General features: G+C 47.2%; 16 protein-coding genes and 2 pseudogenes. 2 read left to right on the top strand and 16 right to left on the bottom strand.

Annotation, left to right across the window (positions count from 1 at the left end; all coding sequences use genetic code 11):
* Positions 1–458: 458 nt before the first annotated feature.
* The 5 genes and pseudogenes from K6J74_RS05750 to tnpA all read right to left on the bottom strand — a co-directional run.
* Positions 459–944, bottom strand: coding sequence for an outer membrane beta-barrel protein (locus K6J74_RS05750; protein WP_221271332.1), 486 nt, complete (start codon positions 942–944; stop codon positions 459–461).
* A gap of 110 nt (positions 945–1,054) precedes the next feature.
* Positions 1,055–1,906, bottom strand: coding sequence for a hypothetical protein (locus tag K6J74_RS05745; RefSeq protein WP_221271329.1), 852 nt, complete (start codon positions 1,904–1,906; stop codon positions 1,055–1,057).
* A gap of 1,057 nt (positions 1,907–2,963) precedes the next feature.
* The gene (locus K6J74_RS08670; protein WP_260321548.1) at positions 2,964–3,377 is read right to left on the bottom strand and encodes a helix-turn-helix domain-containing protein; all 414 of its coding nucleotides are present in this window, start codon (positions 3,375–3,377) and stop codon (positions 2,964–2,966) included.
* Positions 3,378–3,852: 475 nt separating this feature from the next.
* A complete protein-coding gene (locus K6J74_RS05735) occupies positions 3,853–4,044 on the bottom strand; it encodes a hypothetical protein (protein ID WP_221271327.1) in 192 nt (63 codons plus the stop codon).
* 56 nt (positions 4,045–4,100) lie between these two features.
* Positions 4,101–4,521 (bottom strand): annotated as a pseudogene (gene tnpA / locus K6J74_RS05730) (IS200/IS605 family transposase); the annotation flags it as partial.
* A 21-nt stretch (positions 4,522–4,542) separates the two neighbouring features.
* Between tnpA and K6J74_RS05725 the strand changes: the two are divergent.
* Positions 4,543–4,871 (top strand): annotated as a pseudogene (locus K6J74_RS05725) (helix-turn-helix domain-containing protein); the annotation flags it as partial.
* Between the two features lie 860 nt (positions 4,872–5,731).
* Here K6J74_RS05725 and K6J74_RS05720 read toward each other — a convergent pair.
* The 11 genes from K6J74_RS05720 to K6J74_RS05670 form a co-directional block, all read right to left on the bottom strand.
* Positions 5,732–6,370, bottom strand: coding sequence for an ABC transporter ATP-binding protein (locus K6J74_RS05720; RefSeq protein WP_221271325.1), 639 nt, complete (start codon positions 6,368–6,370; stop codon positions 5,732–5,734).
* Complete coding sequence (locus K6J74_RS05715) at positions 6,361–6,978, bottom strand: ATP-binding cassette domain-containing protein (RefSeq protein WP_221271323.1); 618 nt, start codon at positions 6,976–6,978, stop codon at positions 6,361–6,363. Before K6J74_RS05715 ends, K6J74_RS05720 begins: the two co-directional genes overlap by 10 nt.
* Complete coding sequence (locus K6J74_RS05710; protein ID WP_221271320.1) at positions 6,971–7,744, bottom strand: ABC transporter permease; 774 nt, start codon at positions 7,742–7,744, stop codon at positions 6,971–6,973. The genes K6J74_RS05715 and K6J74_RS05710 overlap by 8 nt, the downstream gene beginning before the upstream one ends.
* Positions 7,738–8,682, bottom strand: coding sequence for an ABC transporter permease (locus tag K6J74_RS05705; RefSeq protein ID WP_221271318.1), 945 nt, complete (start codon positions 8,680–8,682; stop codon positions 7,738–7,740). The genes K6J74_RS05710 and K6J74_RS05705 overlap by 7 nt, the downstream gene beginning before the upstream one ends.
* Entirely contained in the window at positions 8,682–10,193 is a 1,512-nt protein-coding gene (locus K6J74_RS05700; protein ID WP_221271316.1) for an ABC transporter substrate-binding protein, read from the bottom strand. Before K6J74_RS05700 ends, K6J74_RS05705 begins: the two co-directional genes overlap by 1 nt.
* A gap of 162 nt (positions 10,194–10,355) precedes the next feature.
* On the bottom strand, positions 10,356–10,520 hold the full coding sequence (locus K6J74_RS05695; protein WP_221271314.1) for a hypothetical protein: 165 nt from the start codon (positions 10,518–10,520) through the stop codon (positions 10,356–10,358).
* Between the two features lie 60 nt (positions 10,521–10,580).
* Positions 10,581–11,798 (bottom strand): sugar MFS transporter, encoded by a 1,218-nt coding sequence (locus K6J74_RS05690; protein ID WP_221271313.1) that lies wholly within the window; start codon positions 11,796–11,798, stop codon positions 10,581–10,583.
* Positions 11,798–13,447 (bottom strand): glucose-6-phosphate isomerase, encoded by a 1,650-nt coding sequence (gene pgi / locus K6J74_RS05685; protein WP_221271312.1) that lies wholly within the window; start codon positions 13,445–13,447, stop codon positions 11,798–11,800. Before pgi ends, K6J74_RS05690 begins: the two co-directional genes overlap by 1 nt.
* Positions 13,444–14,430, bottom strand: a complete 987-nt coding sequence (locus tag K6J74_RS05680; protein ID WP_221271311.1) for a glucokinase — start codon at positions 14,428–14,430, stop codon at positions 13,444–13,446. The genes pgi and K6J74_RS05680 overlap by 4 nt, the downstream gene beginning before the upstream one ends.
* Positions 14,414–15,088, bottom strand: coding sequence for a 6-phosphogluconolactonase (pgl, locus tag K6J74_RS05675; RefSeq protein ID WP_221271310.1), 675 nt, complete (start codon positions 15,086–15,088; stop codon positions 14,414–14,416). Before pgl ends, K6J74_RS05680 begins: the two co-directional genes overlap by 17 nt.
* Complete coding sequence (locus K6J74_RS05670) at positions 15,081–16,403, bottom strand: glucose-6-phosphate dehydrogenase (protein WP_221271309.1); 1,323 nt, start codon at positions 16,401–16,403, stop codon at positions 15,081–15,083. The genes pgl and K6J74_RS05670 overlap by 8 nt, the downstream gene beginning before the upstream one ends.
* Before the next feature lie 69 nt (positions 16,404–16,472).
* Between K6J74_RS05670 and edd the strand changes: the two genes are divergently transcribed.
* The gene (edd, locus tag K6J74_RS05665) at positions 16,473–18,266 is read left to right on the top strand and encodes a phosphogluconate dehydratase (protein WP_221271308.1); all 1,794 of its coding nucleotides are present in this window, start codon (positions 16,473–16,475) and stop codon (positions 18,264–18,266) included.
* The last annotated feature ends 2 nt before the right edge of the window (positions 18,267–18,268 follow it).

Genomic DNA, 18,268 nt, shown 5'->3' with positions numbered 1-18,268 from the left:
TGTTAACCGCTCAGGAGCGAGAATTGAAGCGTGCCACAAACTTGGACTTTGATTTGGTTGTTTATGCTTTAGTGCACCCTATGCGTTTGGGTTTTTCAAAGAGTGCGCCGATCTGCTCCTTGATTACCAAGAGCCTATGCACTAGTCCCACTCAAAAGACATTGGATACACACCACCCGATCAAAGTTAGGACAAAGGATCAACAACCACCCAATCTAAACAGACCTAGAAAGTCAATAGCGTTTCTAGCCCTATATAAGGCTTATGAAACCCAATATTGACTCAATGGAGCTCCACCAAGCCCACAAAACCGATTGTAGGAAATCCTAGAGCGTTCTAGGGGCATTTTTATCCATCAGCCCTCCTTATGTTTGCCATAAAATCCAAAAAATCATATCATCATAATCTTGTTTTTAGCCATTTCAACCTAAGATTTTTTAAAAGCTGTTTTGGCATGTTCAAAAGTAATGGATGTAGTTAGCAAAGCATGAAGGATCTTTATAGCTGTTTGTGATCATCACATCATCTGTAAGGTGTAGGATGCGATCAAAGACAGGGACACGAACACCGATTTGAAATCCATCGCTATTAAAACGAAATTCTATCCCACCCACAGCATTGAGGTTAAAGTCGTGGGCAAAGTGTTGCCCTTGTATGTAATTATTCTCCATTCCAGCAGCTCCAGCAAACACCCCAAAACCAAAGAGATGACCGGGTGTGGTGTTGCTAATGAAATTGAGGGTAACATTTGCCCCTAAACCTACGGAAGCTCTAGAAAATAGTTCTTGCTGTGGCACGCTGTTTCTTACATTGTAAGCGTTGCTGACCATTCCATAAACACGAAAGCCTAGAATATTGTTTTGGGTGTGCACGGCATAGCCTACAACCAAATCAAAGCCTAAGTTTGTGGCGTGCCTTAATTCTCGCTCCTGAGAAGTTAGCATGGTGTGGATAGTTGTGTCTTTGGGCAGAGCAATGAGAGATTTTTCAAGAGCGGAGCGGTCTTTGTTATAGGCAGCTTGCAGCTGGGCTTGGGTTTGACTAGTGGCGTTTTTTATCTGTGCTTGGGCTTGCTGAGTGTCCCTGATGAGTTGATGGATACTAGAGGCATTGGGGAGGGTGGAGGGGTTAGGAGAAAATGTGGGGGGCTGATTTTGGGTGAAGGTATATTAGGCTGCGGGAAAGTGCTAGTCGTCACTACATTTGGCTCTAGCGTGCCATTGTAGCTTACCTTGATAGGAACAATAGTGCCATTGTTGCGAGAAACTTGCACCAATGCCGAGATTGTGCCATAGGGTGTTTTGGTTTGGAGGTGAAAATCAATAATCCCATTGCTAGAGACACTGTCTGTTTTATTTGTTTCAAAATCAGGCAACAAACACTTTATAAGAGTAGAAATTTCATTTTGTGGGAAGAAAAAGTGCAAAGCCATTTCTAGTTCCTGCTTTACCAAGGGTATAGGGTAACCACCAACAACCTTAGAGTAGTAGACATTGCCTAAAAAGGATCCTAAATCATCTAGTTCCTTTTGTCTATATTCCTTATCGTAGTTTTCCCATTGTGCCTTAGCATTGTTCCAATAACGCGTGATTTGGTCATTGTAGTTTTTTGCCACATCATTGTAGTTTTTGAGTTGTTGCTTGTAATTCTTAAGGATCTGTTGGGCTTTTTGGAGTTCTTGAGCTAGAGGGCTATCAGTATTGGCCCCGCTCTCTTTTTGTTGAGATAAGAGTTGGTTGATGGTGTTTTGGAAGTTTGATAATAGTTGTTGGTCGTTCTCTTGGTAGTTGGCAGGGATTGCAATTGCAGTGATGATGTTGGGGTTTATTTTACCTATAATTGGATTATCAGGTTTACTCTTACTATCAATTCTTAGTGGCTGACCAACGTTGGCTAAGTCCTGCAAGAGTTGTCTCTCTTGTGTGATTTGTTCTTTTAGCTGAGAGAGCATTTGCTGTTCTTGTGTAAGTGCATTGGCTCGAGCTTGTTGATAGTCGCCCTCGAGTTGCTGGATAATGGCTAGCTGTTGCTTATCATAGGCGGTAACCGCTTTAAGATTGGGACTAACGATAGTTTGGGCTGTGGGGGTTTGCTTTTGCGTGGTTACTGAACTAGATTGCGCACCTAAGACCAAGCCGCCTCCAAAAAACCACTCACCAGCTTGGGCTGTCGCAACAAAGGCACTAACTGAGAACAAAGCGAGCAAGAATCTAGGATGATATTTGTGTCGCTTATCTTGTCTTGACATCTCAACCCTATCCATTGGGACAAACCACACCCTAAACTCTAATGGTTAGGTAGACTAATACCCGAAAATCTCCCCTGGATTGTAGCACAAACATGGTAAATAAAAAGTAAAATATTGCCCTAGTCATAGTTATCACGCACACTAAAAGTAGATACAATAGGGCACGAGAGCTAAGCTTGTTAGAGCACTACCTTGACTTTCAAAGTTAGAGAATCCATAGCAGAAGCTAAAAGTTAGTTCTTTGAGATAGCAAAATAACTTACTGGCCATTCAAAACATTTGATCACAAACCTTCTCTTCTACTCAACAAGCGTTAGTGCTTATTTTGGAAATTATGCTCTTACCCCCAAACCGCTTTTAACTCCCAAACATAGTTCCTCCTGACCCCTAACTTTTCGCTCTATGACCCTTTAAAAACGCTTTAAACACCATGTGTGGTTGATCACCTCTCTTTGCTTACTCTCCAAAGACAAATTGTTCTATTTAATCAGTTTCTTTACTCTCCCAAAAGGCTAATCATCCCATGGTAATAGATACTCTCAACTAAACATCAAATTCTCACTACATGGAGCTCTTTCTTGGGGATTTGAGGGCTTTTTGGTATTACACCCACTCAACACCCCGCGCAATCTTTCGTTATTATAGGGTTTAAGTTTTATAGGGTTTGAGCGGTTTGGCATTTTGGCATCTCTAAAGACTGCAAACCCAATTTCTTTTAAACTCTTGCAAACTTAGGGGTATCCCCCTCAAAAGGGGGCAAGTCGATGCCCTTAGACTTAGCAATGACTGCTAAAGCATCTTTGAGTTCTGCCATGTCGCCATCCTCTAAAACGGCACCAAGATACGCCAAACGCCGTCCTTCTGTGTTTGAAGTTTTGTATTTGTCTTTTAAAGTATTGAGAGCTCGGAAGTTGTCTGCCTTGATAAATTCGTTATTCAGCACCGATTCTAAATCACCAAAGGAGTTTAAAAGTTTGTATTTAGTTTCTAAACTAAAGTGTTGTGTATCAAAGGGCAAAAATCGATACTTTTGCTCGGTTAAAAGGGTATCCAAACTGAAACTTTGATCGATGAGCTGTAGATCTTGCCACTCTTGAATTTGTGCGTTGATGCCCTTGTCTTGTAGCAAGGATTCTAAAATACGGGTGTTCTTGATGCAGTCTTAAGGTAAAGACATATGCGTATTCTTGGCAAATTTTGGCTCGAGTCAAAGAGCTTTGAGCTCATTTTCAAACCCCCATTAGATCAATCATGCCAAATATAATGTTTTTGATTTTTTGCAAACACTTTGATGGTACATATGTCCCATTCTTGCAAATCATTGCCTTTATAGAGATTAGCAAGCATATTATAAATCAAATTGTTAATTTAAAAACCCTTGGCATCTTTATGGATGAAAAAGTCCACTTCACTTTGTTTTTATAGGAAATAAAGATCTTTTTTAGTTCTTCTGTTTTGACTTTAATTTTCTGCTCTTTTTAAGGCTTTTAAAAGCTCTTCGCTAAACTCATTGGAAGCTTGTTTCAAAACATTTTTGAGATCACCAAATAGGTCTTTGCCCTTACTTACTTTGACATTGATCTTTGGTGTGGTTCTTGTCGTGTCTATAAAATCAAGTTTAAAAAACACATTAGTTTTTGCATTTTCTCTACTTGGCAGCACATCAAAAAAGGCGCTCCTGTTTCATTTAAGATAGCTGTCAAAAATGTAAAGAGCTTGTTGTAAATATCTTTTTCTTCCCACTCAGCATCTTTTGTGGATTCGATTTGTTTGTGCAGATAATTTTTAATTGACAAGTTAACATCTTTTAGCAGAAATCCCACTCGTCTTTAGCGGGTAGGATGAATGCCACTCATCCTTGATTTTCTATAATATCTTTTGATGGTTTCTTTTTAATGGTTTCTGGGTTAGCCTCTCCTATGGAACAAGCAAAAAATCCATCTGTCCAAAATATTTATTCTTTCTAAAAATGTTTGCGCAAGAACGGGATAAATCTTGGTTCTCTCCAAACTTTATAAGTAGTGATTTGTTTGATCTGTAAGATAATGGAGCTGATAGACACTCTAGGGGTATGTCTCAGTCATCAGGTATAGATAATCTTTATCTGCTTCCATTGCTATGATGGCAAAAATCTGAACTTTCCTCTATCTCATCAAACACAGACTTTATAAAAATAGCCACATCGCCTACGAGTAACTTTTTTCTGTATCTACGTCAGCTAAAATCAAATGGGCTTTTAGATTGTGTTTGCTCCTGTTGGTGGATAAATAGCCTTATAATTAAGGTGTAGCCGATTGCTTCGAACAATGAAGTTTAGAATTTATCCTACCACTGCACAAAAAACCTTGATACACAAGTACTTTGGCTGTGCTAGGGTGGTCTATAACTACTTTTAGAATACCGCCAAAAGCAATACGCACAAGTCACTAGAGAAAATTACTTTAGCATGCAAAAGGTGCTCATCACCCTTAAAAAACAAGAGCCTTACGCCTATCTAGGCGAATGCAACTCTCAAAGCTTGCAAATGGTATTAAGACAACTGACAACAGCCTTTGATCGATTTTTCTCTAAGTTGGCCAAAAACCACAAACTAGCTAAGAGTATTGTCAATGCAAGTTGGTCTAGGCTCATTAGTCTGCTAACCTATAAGGCTAATTGGAAAGGCAAAACTTTGCTAAAGATAGACCAATACTTCCGTTCAAATCCTTGATTTTGACAAATCCATCTCTAATCTTAGACCCACGCCCTGTTGAGGGTTCAGGTTTCTCTGTGTCCGTTGTCTTTGGATGATCTAGGATAGGTGTAGCTTGGGACTCTATGCCTTGTTGCTGTAAAACTTCTAATATGTTTTGTGTGGATTTTAATTCTCTCTTTGTGCCCTCAAGATCTACCTTTGTGGTCTTTAAATCTTTCTATGTGGTCTGTAGTGTGGCTTTTATGGTTTGCAACTCTGTTTTGGCTGTATTTAAGTCGCTTTTAAGACTTTGATTTTCGATGCCTTGTTGTTTAAAAGCTTCATTATTAGCCTTATTATCAGCCTTGCCCTTTCTACCTCTTGTTGATTGGTTTCTTGCTCTTGTTTCAGTTTAGCGACTTCATCTTGCAAACGCTCTTTATTTTTTTTCTAAGTTTTCTATCTGTCTTTTAGCCTGATTGAGTTCTGCCCCATACTCTGCACTGCTCTTAAACTCTGTGGCAAGATTGGTAATCTCATTCTTAATACTTTCTACAGCCCCTAAGATAATGGTGCAAGCTTGATTGCTGATAGATTGCACTGCTTGGCTGTGCTTATTAAGGATATTCTCTAAATCTTTTTTTATGGCTTGCTCTCTTCTATTGAGCTCTCTGTAATAGGTTCTGCCCCCACACACAAAACAAGCGGGGATACGATGTAAAAAGACCTTTTCAAAAGATAAGAATTATTTTAAAAGTTAGAATAAACGCTGAGCTGACTCAAAAATACACGATTTTTAGCTTTAATGGCTAAAGCAAATGTCCTCCTTTAAGTTGCATCACTCTTTCACAATATTCCTTAGCTAAAGCTTGGTCGTGGGTGATAAAAAGAATCGTGGTTTGCTTCTCTTGTTGGTAGGTGCGTGCCACTTGCATGACTTCATGTTTGAGTTTTTTATCTAGAGCACTTGTGGTTTCATCTAATAATAAAATCTCAGGGCAAACTAGCATCGCCCGCGCAATGCCAAGTCTTTGTCTCTCCCCTCCGCTAAGCTCCCTTGGATAACGCCCTAAAAGCTTGGGGCTGAGTTTCGCAAACTCCAAAGCCTCGTTTAACAAGGCGTGGGTTTGAAAACGCCGACACACGCTGCCTAATAAATCCCGCACCTTTTTAGCGGGGTTTAGGGCATTTAATTGGTCTTGAAAAACATATTGCAACGCCTGCCTAAAGGGTTTTTGCTCCATTTGTAAAATGTCTTGCTGCTCGTATAAGACCTGCCCACCGCTAAAAGGCTCTAGGCGGGCAATGCACTTAGCCAGCGTGCTTTTACCACATCCACTAGGCCCCATCAACGCCACCAATTCCCCCCTCTTTAAGCCAAAGTTCACCCTCTCTAGCACCTTTTGCGTCCCATAGGACTTAGACAACTCCAGCACCTCTAAGAGCATAAATACCCCCCCATTTCTCCAAAATACATCCCCCGCCCCCCATCAAGCACTAGCACCTCATCGCAGAGCTTCAGTGCCACTTCCTCATCATGTGTGATGACGACCCTTTGCACGGGCAGACTCAAAAGCAAATCCACCACGCCTTGCGTGTTTTCTCTATCTAAAGAGCTCGTAACCTCATCTAAAAATAAAATCTCTTTCTTTAGGGCTAAATTCAGCGCGATTTGTACCCGACTTGCCATCCCACGGCTGAGCTCATAAGGGTAAGAGCTCCACGCCTTTAAGGGGACATTTAAACTTGCCAACAAATCCTTGGCTTGGTTTGCACGCTCTTTTAACACCATGTCAAAGGTGTCCTTGATTTTAAGGTAGGGGTAAAAGCAGGCAATGCAGTCTTGAAACACATAGCCCGCCTGTGCGCTTAAAGTGAGTGCGCCATAATGCATCTTAAAAGTAGGCGGCAACAACCCACAAAACGCCTTAGCCAGCGTGCTCTTCCCGCTCCCGCTCACGCCCAAAATGGCTAAATGCCTTGTGGTGCTAAAGCTGATATTTTGTAAAACCGCCCCACTAGGGCTAAGCACGCTCAAATCCTGCACGCTAAGCACGCGAGCGCTCCCCTGCCCACGCCAAAGCAAAGACCACCACAAACACCGCCACCCCGGGTATGAGCACCAGCCACCACACCCCCGTAAAAATCGCCTGCGTTGCCTCGTTTAGCATGTTGCCAAGGCTTGCCTCGCCCACTTTAAGCCCTAGCCCAAAGAAGCTAAGCAGGGCTTCAGCGCTGATGGCATGCGCGCAAGTGTTGGCCAAGAGCACAAACACGCTGTTTTTAGCTAGAGGCAAGATCTCATAAAAGGCGATTTCTAAATTGCTAGCCCCAAGTGCGCGCTCATTGGCGACAAACTCCCTTGTGGCAATTTCTCTAAAGCTATCGGCGAGCACCTTTGCCATTTGTGGCCATAAAAAAAGTGATAGTAGTCCGCCTAGTCCCAAAAGCCCCAACCCCCGTTGGCTAAACGCACTAAAAAGCAAAATCAACAATAAATTGGGCAGGGCTAAAAAGCCATCTAAAAATCCCAAAAGCCCCACCCGCCCCCACTTAGGCGCAAACAACACCCCAAAGGCAAAAGCTAAACTTATGGCAAGCGCTAACAGCCCACTCACAAGCCCCACAAAGACCGAGTTTCTTAAGCCCACCAAGAGCCTTGAAAACTCATCCCTGCCTAAAAAATCTGTGCCTAGCCAATGCATGGCACTTGGGGGCAGTTTGAGGGCCTCTAAATGCACTTCATTAGGTGCAAAGGGGGCAAAAAGGGGCAGGCAAAAGATCAAGAAAAAGCCCCCCAACACCAGCGCAAACTTCACCATTTGGGATTAAGCCACCTAGCTAAAAGCTCTACAACCACATTCAGCCCCACCACAAAAAAGGCGCTGAGCATAATGATACTCAAGGCTAGGGGGTAGTCTTTATGCAGCAGGGCGTTGATGGTGCTTTGGCCTATCCCGCCGATAGAAAACACGCTCTCCACGACATAAGTCCCCCCCACAATCGCCCCCGCATTAGAGGCAAAATACCCCACAATGGGTAGAAAGCAAAAACGCAACACCAAGTAAAAGCGTTTAAGAGCACTCACACCCCACGCTTGATAGCTCAACACAAAGGGCTCTTGCAAGGTGTCTAGTACCACGGAGCGCACAAGGCGGGTGTAAATGGCTAAATGCGACAAGGTCAGCACACACACGGGTAAGAGCATGTGGCGGGCTAAATCGCTAAAGTTTGGCGTTGCGCCAATCTCGCCCACCCCTGAACTAGGCAGCCAGCCTAGTAGCACGCTAAAAAGCATGATCGCCACCAGTCCCAGCCAAAAACTCGGCACACTAAAAAAGCCAAGAGTGGTGTAAATGATGGTCTTATCCAGCCACGAGTCCTTAAAATACGCCCCTATTGTGCCTAGTACCAACGCAAAAATAAAGCTAAGAGCAAAGCTTGTTAAACCCAGCACCAGTGTATAAGGCAAGCCTTCTTTTAAAATATCTATGACGCGCTCCCCACTTGCTAAACTCACCCCCAAATCCCCCCTTAAAATGCGCCCCAGCCACTCCAAATAGCGCACCAAAAGCGGGCGATCTAAGCCCAAATTCTCTAGCAAACGGGCTTTAAGAAGGGGGTTTGCACTCTGCACGCTGTCCCCATAAATGCCTGAAAGCACGCTCCCACTTGATAAATCCAAAGCCACAAAGACCACAAAGCTAAAGACCAGCAAGAGCAAGAGTGCCCCCAAAATTTTTTTAAGCGCAAAAGGCACTAATCCTTGCTCCACTCAGCGACATCATAAGTAAAGCGCGCCCCGTGGTGGCCTAAAATCGTGGGTTTGATCCCGTGTATGTTGGTGCGGTAGGCTAAGGGGTAGCGCAGATACACCAAGAAGGCAAAGGGCGGGTTGTTGTGTAAATCCTGTATGAATTTGGCATACCACGTTTTACGCATCTCTTTATTTTTAGCGGTGCGGGCTTTTTGAAGGGCACGATCCACCGCCTCATCGCTGTAGTGGTTGTAATTCCACTCCATATTTGAGCCAAAAATGCGGTAGGTTTGTAGGTCCGGGTCTAGCGGGCTGCCCCAACCGATGATGAAGCTATCCACCTTGCTGATCTCAAACGCCCCATGGTTTTTAGCGATCGCACTCGCTTTGATCCCCACTTGGGCGAGCTCGCTTTGTAAGATATTGGCTAGCGTCACCCTTAGGGGATCGGTGTTGAAAGCGTAAATGTCAAAGGCTAAAGGCTTGCCGTTTTTGTAAAAAACCTTGTCTTTGAGCACCCAGCCGTCTTTTTCTAAAATCTCTTTGGCTTTGGCGGGGTCGTAGGGGTAGCCTTGTGCGTGCGGGTCGTTCGCCCAGCTTGCTTGGATGGGGTTGTTGGCGACAAAGCCATAGCCGTGTAGGATTTTTTGGGCGATGAGGGGGCGGTCAATGGCGTAGTTGATCGCTTCTCTCACGGCTAGGGATTTTAAAAGGGGGTTGTTGAAGTTAAACATTAAAGCCCGGTAGTCTGCGCTCTTGCAGTCTAAAATCTTAATGTGCGGGTCGCGCTCTAGGCTCTTGCTTAAATTGGGCTCGATCAGGGCGACATCGATCGCCCCACTTTTGATCTCATAGGTGCGGACATTGAAATCGGGGACAATCTTTAACACCGCCTTTTTAGCCTTGGGCGCGCCTCTATAAAATTTGTCATTAGCCACAAAGCTGATATACGCGCCCTTTTGCCAGCGCACAAATTTAAAGGGCCCCGTGCCGATGGGGTGTTGGTTAAATCTATCGGTGTTTAAATCCTTGCCCGCCAATAAATGCTTAGGTAAAATGCCCACACTCAGCACATCTAAGAGGGGGGGGAAGGGGGCTTTTAGGGTGATTTTTAAGGTGTAGGGGTCTAGCACCTGCACGCTTTTAATCTCGCTAAAGTTCGCCCGTGCGGGGGCGTTGAGCTTGGGATTTTGCGCCTGCTTGAGAGTAAACTCTACATCCTCAGCACTAAAGGGCTTGCCATCGTGCCATAAAACCCCTTTTCTTAAATGAAACACCCAGCTTAAGCCATCGGGGCTCACCTCCCAACTTGTGGCGAGGTCGGGCTGTATTTGCATATCAGGGCTAAAACGGGTCAGTCCGCTAAAGACAAAATCCAGCGCGCTGTCGTGATCCTCGTCAAAAAGCGAGTTGATGCGGGCGGTTTCGTTCTCCACGCCGATAACTAAAGTGTCCCTAGGTGTAGCGGCAAAAAGGGGGAGTGCTAACAAACAAGCAAGGAGAAATCTTAACATAGTATTCCTTTAGTGCTATGTTTGTATTATTAGTATGATTTTCTTAAAAAATGGTTAATAGGAAGTGTTTTTGTTATCAAAGCGTGCGCGCCAGCACGCAACCTTATTAAGCCGGGCTGTGCCGGTGCTGCACCCCTAAAGTTTAGAACACTTCTTTTAGGGCTACGCTGTGTGTTGGGGGGGGGGAGTTTGCGCCTTTTGGGCGTATTGTGCCCTAAGGGCGTTTAGGTGTGCCTTAGTGGCCTCGCATTCGGTTTGCAAGTGACCCAACTGCTTTTGCAAAGCGTCTAGTAGCAAGACAAGTTCAGCACTTCGCTGTGCGTCCATTTTCAATCCTTTCTTGGAAAAATCCATGCCTCAGACTAACACTTTTATTTAAATATTTACTTAATGTGTGCGTTCTCTCACGGAGTAGAAATAAACTGCAAAGATCAAGATATAGACATAGCACGCCATAGGCACCATGTAAGAGATCAAAATCCCCAGGTTATGTATGTCGGCGATGTAGCCTTGAATGAGCGGCACAACCGCTCCGCCCACAATCGCCATACAAATGATTCCAGAGGCTTGGCTGGTGAATCTGCCAAGCCCCTTTGTGGCTAGAGAGAAGATTGTAGGGAACATGATCGAGTTAAACAACCCAATAGCGAGCAAAAAGTAAATGCTTATAGGGCTATGCAGGGCTAGAGCAATGGCGAGCAAGAGGATGTTCATGCCAGCGTTGAAAGCCAAACAAGTGTTGGGCGCGATTTTTTGCATGGCCAAACTACCGATGAAGCGCCCCACCATCGCCCCGCCCCAATAGTAGATCAAATGGTGCGAGCCAACTTTTTCAGGGATGTGGGCGATTTCTTCCATAGTGAGGACTAAGAACGAGCCGATCGACACTTCGCCACCCACATAAAAGAAAATCGCCCCTGCCCCAAAGACAAAGTGGCGGTATTCTAAGGCACTCTTCTTCCCATCGTGGTTGTGTTCACTGATTTGCTCGGCTCTCTCGCGCACATCGGGCAGTTTGAGTAAATACACGATGATGGCCAACACAATGAGCGCTCCCGCAATCGTTAAATAGGGAATTTGCACGGACTGCGCCTCTTTGACCTTGTCAATGACTTTCTCCGTGTTGGAGGCAATCAAATGCGCCCCAAAGAGCGGACCTAAAGTGGTGCCTAGAGAGTTAAAGGCTTGCACGAGGGTTAGCGCGCTCGCCTCTTTGCCGGGGGCCAAGAGAGTTACAAAGGGGTTGCCCGCGGTTTGCAGCAACACCACTCCACTGGCGAGGATAAAAAGCGCACCTAGGAAAATAGGATAGGAGGCCGTGGAGGCGGCAGGATAAAATAAAATGCAGCCGATGGCACTCAGCAAAAAGCCTCCCACCACGCCGGTCGGATAGCCGATCTTCTCTAGCAATTTACCAAAAAGCCCACCTGTGATGAAGTAGGCCCCGAAGAAACAAAATTGCACCAAAACAGCTTCTGCGTGGCTGAGCTCAAAGATTTTCTTTAGATGTGGGATCAATACATCGTTTAAAACGGTGATGAAACCCATGGCAAAAAACAAAGCGGTGAGAGCTGCGAGCGCAAAAGTACTGCTCTTGGTTTGCATTAAACTCCTTTATTAAATGCGGTGTAGACCTCTACCAAGTGCTTTGTAGAGGAGTCTAGGGGTTTTGTGGGCGTAGCACCGCGTAGGCGTGCCAAAATGCCCGCCGCCAACTCTTTACCCAATTCCACCCCCCATTGGTCAAAACTATTGATGTTCCAAATCACTCCTTGTACAAAGATTTTATGCTCATAAAGCGCGATGAGCGCGCCTACACTCTTGGGGCAAATGGTGTCTAGCAAGATCACATTACTGGGTCGGTTGCCTGAAAACACCCGGTGGTGCGCGAGACTCTTGGCTTTTTCTGCGCTTTTGCCCATGTCTATGAGCTCTTGGTAGGCTTGGTTATAGTCCTTGCCCTCCATGAAGGCTTGGGCTTGGGCGAACATGTTGCTCACTAAGATGTCGTGATGTTCGGGTAAATGCCCCTCCTTGCTTAAGGACACAATGAAGTCGATTGGGCTGATGTGTGTGCCCTGATGTAAGAGCTGGAAGAAGGCATGTTGGGCGTTGATGCCTAAATCCCCCCAAATGATGGGCCCCGTGTCATAATCCACAGCCTGCCCCTCTAAAGTGGTGCTCTTGCCATTGCTTTCCATGTCTAATTGCTGGATAAAACGGGGGAAGTAGCGTAGGTATTGGTCATAGGGGGCGATGAGGTGGCTGCCCGCATCAAAGAGATTGATATACCAAATGCCAAGCAAGGCTAAAATCACGGGCATGTTGCGCTCAAAGGGGGCGTTTTTAAAGTGCTCATCCATTTCATACGCTCCGCACAATAAATCTTTAAAATTTTCTTTGCCTAAATAAATCATGATCGAAAGCCCAATTGCCGACCACAAGCTATAACGCCCCCCCACCCAGTTCCAAAAGCTAAACATGTTCTGTGTGTCGATCCCAAAGGCTTGCACGGCTTCTTTATTCGTAGAAACCGCCACAAAGTGTTTAGCAATGTGGGCTTCATTGAGTGCGTGGGCTAAAAACCACTGGCGCGCGCTTAGGGCGTTTGTCAGGGTCTCTTGCGTGGAGAAAGTTTTAGAAGCCACGATGAAGAGCGTGGTTTCGGGGTGGATTTTATCCAGCACGCCTTGTATTTGTGTCCCATCGACATTAGACACGAAGTACATATTCAGGCGTGGGCTGGCAAAGGGGCGTAGCGCCTTACACACCATCAGTGCCCCCAAGTCCGACCCACCGATCCCGATATTCACCACATCGGTGATGACTTGATTTGTATAGCCTAGCCACTCTCCACAGCGCACCATGTCGCTAAATTTCTCCATGCGCTCTAAGACTTGGCGTACTTGGGGCAGTACATCCACACCATCGACCTTAATGGGCTCTTGGTCTTGGTAGCGCAAGGCGGTATGCAAGGCGGCGCGCTCTTCGGTGCTGTTGATCTTCTTCCCGCTAAACATGGCGTTTATTTTTTCAGCTAGCCCACACTCTGTGGCTAAATCCCTCAAGAGCTTTAAGGTCGTGTCGTCTATACGGTTTTTGGAGTAGTCTAGGCTAATGGGGCCATTTTTTAAAAAGTAGCGTGTGGCGCGCTTGGGGTCGGCTTGAAACATGTCTTTCATGTGCTGCCCCTTTAAGATTTTAAAATGTTCTTGCAGGGCTTGAAAGGCACTCAGTTGTGTCAAGGTTTTCATGCGCTCTCTTTGCGTAAGTGGTTTTCTAGGGCGATGCCCACCCCATAGATGCCCGGATATTTTGCCAACACCACATACACGGGGATGGTGGCTAAATACGAATCAAAGCGCCCCTTGTCTTCAAAGCGCACGCGAAAAGGGGAGGTTTTGAAGTAGTCGATGAAGCGCGGGATGATCCCCCCACACAAATACACCCCACTGCGCGCGCCAAGCACCAGCGCCATGTTAGAAGCCACCGTGCCTAAAATGGTGCAAAAAATATCCAAGGTCAGGCGGCACAGCGCCGACTTGCCGCTTAAAGCCTGCTCCCCGATGAGTTCAGGTGTCATTTGCGAGGCCTTGATCCCCTCTCTGCTGGCTAAAGCCTCATGGATGAGCACCAGCCCCGCCCCGCTTAAAAAGCGCTCGGCGGACACATGCCCGTATTTTTTTTTAGCGTATTTCCACAGCATGATCTCGGTGTCGTCAAAGGGCGCAAAGCTCACATGCCCACCCTCACCCGCCAACGCCACATACGAGCCGTCATGGCAGGGGATGAGCGCGCTCACGCCTAGCCCCGTGCCAGGCCCTATCACTAATTTAGGTGCGTCAATGACGCACATTGTCCCCCCCACCTGCACCAATTCCTCATCTTGCAGTTGGGAGATGCCATAGGCTTGGGCGGTGAAGTCGTTGATGGCTAAAAGCGTGGTGAGCTTAAGTGCTTGGCGGGTGGTTTCCACAGAAAAGGCCCAATGGTGGTTGGTCATCTGTATCCAATCGCCCACTACGGGATTTGCCAGCGCAAAGGCGGCATGCGCCACGCTGGGATCACCTATGTCCTTTAAATAGCGCTTTGTAGCATCCACGATCGTGTTAAAATCGTGGCAAGCCAAGACCTCCACGGATTCTAATTGCCCGGGGGCGACCTCCAGCCCAAAGCGGGCGTTTGTCCCCCCGATGTCGGCTAAAAGGCGCGGGTAATCACTAGGCGCAGTAGACATGGCAAACCACCTTTTGAGAATGCAAAATGTAAGAAATGGGCAAGCTTGGCTCTAGGGCAAAGCACGCCCTTTCAAATACCGCCCTTTTTTGATCCCCGCTGATGAGTAAATACAGCATTTGGCAACTCTCTAGCGCATTTAAGGACATGCTAAGGCGCTTAAAGGGTGCGCTGGTAGGGGTTGTGGCGACAATGGGCTCTGGGCTCTTTAAGGCGTTTTCATACTCGGGCGCACAGGCAAAGAGCGAAGCCGTGTGCCCATCCTCTCCCATGCCAAGCACGGCTAAATCCGGCTGGGTGTAGCTCGCCCTCGCGTGTTTTAAGAGCTCCTCAGTGCCTACGCTCGCATCCAAAACTAGGGGCGCAAAGGGGGCGGCTTGGGCTTTGTTTTGTAAAAAATGCGTGTGGAGCAGTAGGGCGTTGTTCTCGGGGTCGGTTAGGGGCAACACCCGCTCATCCACCAGACTAATGCGGCACTTACCCCACTCTAGGGGCATTTGGCTCAGCTCTTGCAAAAACAAAATGGGCGACTTGCCCCCTGAAAGGGCAAGCCCTGCGTGCGCCTTCACGCTTAAAATCCGTCTTATCTGCGCGGCGATCTCAATGGCCAGAGCTTGCGCGCTCTCTTTGGGGCTGTTGAATGAATCAATTTTAAACATGGACAAACCACTCCCGGTTGTCTTGTTTTAAGAGATCAAAGGCGGCCTTGGGCCCGAAGCTACCAGCCGCATAGGGCAGTAGGGGGGTTAAATTTTCTTGCCAGCTCTGTAAAATGGGATCGACAAAGCGCCAAGCCGCCTCTAGCTCGTCTTGGTGGTTAAAGGGGGATTGGTTGCCCGCCACCACCTCTAAAATCAGCCGCTCGTAAGCGTCCATCCCAGAGTCTAGAGTGCTTTTTAACGCCCCCATGCCCTGTAGCTGCAACTCTAAAGAACATTGCGGTTGTATCGTATAAACCAGTGCCTGCGGGGGACCCTTAAACACAAAGACCACCTGCACCAAAGATGCGCCCATGCGCTTTCCCGTGCGCAAATAAAAAGGCACGCCCTGCCAGTTTTGGTGCTCTAACTCTAATTTGAGAGCCACAAAGGTTTCGGTTTGGCTGTGGGGGTTTACTTGCTCTTCCTCTGTATACCCCTTAAACCCCCCACCTGCCATGTATTGCCCCCGCACGACTTGGCTTTTTAGAGATTCTTGGTTTAAGGGTTTTAGACTTCTTAGCATTTCTAATTTGGCTTGGCGAGTGTGCTCTGTGGGAGTGTTGGCAGGAATGGTGCTTAAAGCGAGCATGGCGAGCATGTGGTTTTGCAGCATATCACGCAGCGCACCCATCGGGTCGTAAAAGCCCCCACGGCTCTCCACCCCTAAAGTCTCTAGCACGCTAATTTGCACATGGTCTAAGTAGTGTGCGCTAAGCAGACCGGCTAAAAAGGGGTTGTTGTGGCGCAAGTAAAAGAGATTTTGCACGCTTTGTTTACCCAAATAGTGGTCGATGCGGTAAATCTGCTCTTCTTTAAAATGTTTGCCAATTTGGGCGCAAATGTCCTTGCAAGATTGTAAGTTAGTGCCTAAAGGCTTTTCTAGCACGATTTTGATATTAGGGGCGTTTAAACCCACAGCGGCTAATTTTTGGCAAGCTTTGGCAAAAAACGCAGGGGCGATGGAAAAGTAAATGATGGTGTTTGGGTGGGTGGATTTGAGTGCCTTAAAGTCCTCTGGCTTGTTAAAGTCTAGGGGGGTGTAGCTGATATTAGCGGCAAAATCTGCCCACGCTTTGGGGTCTAGGTCTTTGATGTATTCTTTAGCCTTGGTGCTCAGTTTGTCTAAAAACTCCGGTGTACTTAAGGGGCTTCTGGCGCAAGCGGTGATGTTGGGTTTTAAGCCCGACAAGCTCGCTCTGTAGAGGGCGGGGAAGATCTTGCGCAAGGCCAAATCGCCCGTGGCCCCTAGTAAAATAAAGCGACACTCTTGCATGCCTGTCCTTTAGAAATTTTGAAAATTGTAGTATCATTGCGCCCATGAAAGGACTACACGGAGGTACACATGGCTAAAAAAGCCCTAGAGGACATTACCAAAGGTATCATTGAACGCTCTCAAGGCAGTAGAGAAGCCTACTTAGAGCGCACCGCCAAAGCGCAGCGCAAAATCCAACGCCAAGATTTAAGTTGTGCGAATCTCGCCCACACCTACGCCGGCTTGCCCGAACACATCAAGGCCAAAATCAAAAACAACGACAGACCCAACTTTGCGATCATCTCCGCCTACAACGACATGCTCTCCGCACATAAACCCCTCAAAGATTACCCTGATTGGATCAAAGAAACTTTATTGCAACACGGGGCGTTTGCCCAGTTTGCGGGTGGGGTGCCGGCGATGTGCGATGGGATCACCCAGGGCTATGCAGGCATGGAGCTTAGTTTGTTCTCTCGCGATGTGATCGCCATGAGCACGGCGATCGCGCTCTCGCACAATGTCTTTGACGGGGCATTTTACCTAGGCGTGTGCGATAAAATCGTGCCCGGGCTTTTAATCGGGGCGCTTAGTTTCGGGCATTTGCCCGCGATTTTTATCCCCGCCGGGCCTATGACAAGTGGGCTAGCCAACGCCCAAAAATCCAAGGTGCGCGAACTCTTTGCGCAGGGCAAGGTGTCTAGGCAAGAGCTTTTAGAGAGCGAAATGCAGTCTTACCACGCAGAGGGCACTTGTACTTTTTATGGCACCGCCAACTCCAACCAAATGATGGTGGAGCTGATGGGCTTGCACCTACCAAACTCCGCCTTTATCAACCCCAACACCCCCCTAAGAAAAGCCCTCGTGCACAAGGCCGCCGCCTTAATGGCAACCAAGACACCTAAACCCATTGGGGAAATGATCAGTGAAAAAAACATTGTCAACGCAATGGTGGGGCTTATGGCGACCGGGGGCTCTACCAACCACACCATCCACCTAGTCGCCATCGCCAAGGCCGCCGGGATCATCATCAACTGGGACGACTTTGCCGCCATTTCTAAAATCACCCCCCTGCTTGCCAAGATTTACCCCAATGGGCAGGCCGATGTGAACCAATTTGAGGCGGCGGGGGGGTTGGCCTTCGTGGTGCGCGAACTTTTAAACGCCGGCTTACTGCACGCAGATTGCGACACGATCATAGGGCAGGGCTTAGAGGCTTACAGCCAAAACCCCTATTTGGAGGGGGATCAAGTGGTCTACAAAGAGGGCGCAAAAGAGAGCCAAAACACCGACATTTTAAGGGGTGTGCAAGAGCCCTTTTCGCTAAATGGAGGGCTGGAGATCCTTAAGGGCAATGTGGGACGGGCGGTGATTAAAGTGTCTGCCATTGATGCCAAGCACCACACCATCAAAGCTCCCGCCATCGTCTTTGAATCCCAACAAGACTTGATCGAGCGTTTCAACCGCCAAGAACTGCAAAGGGACTTCATCGCCATTTTGCCCTATCAGGGGCCACGCGCCAATGGTATGCCCGAATTGCACAAACTCACCCCCATTTTAGGCTCTTTGCAAAATCAGGGCTTTCAGGTCGCCTTGGTGACAGACGGGCGCATGAGCGGGGCATCGGGCAAGGTGCCCGCGGCTATCCAAGTGAGCCCTGAAGCCCTTTTAGGCGGAGGGATTGCCAAAATTAAAGACGGGGACATGCTGCTTTTAGACGCAAGAGAGGGCGTGTTGCAAGTGTTAATAGAAGATCAAGAGTGGGAGGCGCGTCTGCCCTCCGTGCCCTTTTTGCGTGAACCCTTTGGGAGCGGGCGTGAACTCTTTGCTGGGCTGCGCCTTTTAGCTGGCAGTACTGAAACGGGTGCTGTGATCTTTGGAGAATAACC

It is taken from the genome of Helicobacter sp. NHP19-012, assembly GCF_019703325.1.
In the GTDB taxonomy this organism is placed as follows: domain Bacteria; phylum Campylobacterota; class Campylobacteria; order Campylobacterales; family Helicobacteraceae; genus Helicobacter; species Helicobacter gastrofelis.
The sequence above is the reverse complement of the archived record's forward strand: the minus strand, read 5'-3'. Positions and strand labels throughout refer to the sequence as shown.